General features: G+C 51.1%; 1 protein-coding gene. It reads left to right on the forward strand.

The window, feature by feature from the left end; genetic code table 11:
• Positions 1-511: 511 nt before the first annotated feature.
• A complete protein-coding gene (ltrA, locus tag SJI19_RS24565; protein WP_323480856.1) occupies positions 512-1744 on the forward strand; it encodes a group II intron reverse transcriptase/maturase in 1233 nt (410 codons plus the stop codon).
• The last annotated feature ends 90 nt before the right edge of the window (positions 1745-1834 follow it).

The raw sequence follows: 1834 nt of genomic DNA on the forward strand, positions 1-1834 counted from the left end.
GTGTGTCACGAAGGAAAACTCAAGCAGAAACCATGAAAATGGCGGCATGAGAGATCCATGCTCTAAAGTGGGTGGAGGAAGGCCCTCCGGTCAGGGCTTACAGGAGCACTGACCAAACAACCTGATGCTGCTGCGGCCTAAGGGTTGTGGTGGTGAGCGTTTCAGGAAAAGGCAGAGATCTACTGTCATGTGCGGCCTGGAAAGTTGAACGCAAGTGAACTGTCCGATGAAGCATCGAAATCTTAGACGGTGTCAAAACGGGTTTGTACAGCCGGACCCCGATAAGTGCAGTGGTTACCTGTTTACTGACTGCACGGCACCCGGTGTGAAGGCAGCAAGATCCCAGGCCAGACCATCTTAGGGAACGTGAGAACCTACTTTCGGCACGCATCGGAAAGTAGGGACGGACTCACTCGTAGTAGTGATGAAATGCCTGTAATGGGTGTGGAGCGAAGGGGTGGGGATCACATTCATTGCAAAAGACACAACTCGTAAGAGGATGACGTACTTAATGCAACGAAAACCATTTGAAATACCGAAAGCGCTGGTATGGGCTGCCTACAAGGACGTGTTACGCAATCGCGGAGCTCCGGGTTGCGATGGACAAACCTTGACGGCGTTCAATCAGTACCGCAATCGAAATCTCTACAAAATCTGGAATCGACTCTGCTCGGGAGCATACTTTCCGCCCCCGGTGCTGGAAAAACAGATCCCTAAGGATAACGGCAAAGTGCGTATCCTAGGGATACCGACAGTGGCGGATCGTATTGCCCAAGGAGCAATAAAACGCTTTATGGAGGCCAAGCTCGATCCGCTGTTTCATGTTGATTCTTATGGGTATCGTCCAGGAAAGTCTGCCCACGACGCTTTGCGACAATGTGCCACCCGGTGCCAACGATATAGTTGGATACTGGAGGTAGATATTAGCGCGTTCTTTGACCATGTACGGCATGACTTGGTGATCAAGGCGCTGGAGCATCATCGGATGCCGAAGTGGGTCATCTTATATTGCCGCCGCTGGCTGGAAGCGCCGATGCAAGGAGCCCAGGGAGGCGAGCTGACTCCACGTGAGCGAGGTACACCGCAGGGTGGAGTAGTTTCACCGCTGCTGGCTAATCTTTTTCTGCATTATGCGTTTGACCAGTGGATGGTCAGAGAATATCGGGGCGTGCCCTTCGAAAGATATGCCGATGATATTGTTGTCCACTGCTCAAGAATGAGCGATGCGACCAGACTAAAAGACAGGCTAACACAGCGGTTTGCACAAGTGGGGCTGACGATAAATGAAGAGAAATCGAATGTCGCCTATATTGATACGTTTGAAAGGCAAAATGTCGCGAAGAGTTTTACCTTTCTGGGATATGACTTCAAGGTACGGACGCTGAAGAATTATAAAGGCGAGCTGTACCGGAAGTGTATGCCTGGGGCGTCAATGAAGGCGATGCGAAAAATCACTAAGACCATCAAGGAGTGGCGGATCCATCGTTCCACGACGGACAGTCTGACAGATTTTTCCAAACGCTATAATGCGGTGGTGAGGGGCTGGATCGAGTACTACGGCAAGTTCTGGTACCGGAATTTTGGCTATCGCTTGTGGAGTGCCATGCAATCCAGATTATTAAAATGGATGCAATCCAAGTTCCGCCTTTCAACACGCAAGGCGCAGCGAAGGCTGGAGCTGGCAAGAAAGCAGCAGCCGAAACTGTTTGCCCACTGGTATTTACTTCGTGCAACGAATGGGTGATCAAGAGCCGTATGACGGGAGACTGTCACGTACGGTTCTGTGAGCAACTGAGGGGTGAAACTCTCCTCGGTTGACTCTACTTGCAGGTTC

This window comes from Acerihabitans sp. TG2, assembly GCF_035013185.1.
Lineage (GTDB): Bacteria > Pseudomonadota > Gammaproteobacteria > Enterobacterales > Enterobacteriaceae > Acerihabitans.

What these genes read in the sequence shown, in the direction of transcription:
- ltrA (WP_323480856.1), top strand. Translation starts at nt 512, where the DNA reads ATGCAACGAAAACCATTTGAAATACCGAAAGCGCTGGTATGGGCTGCC.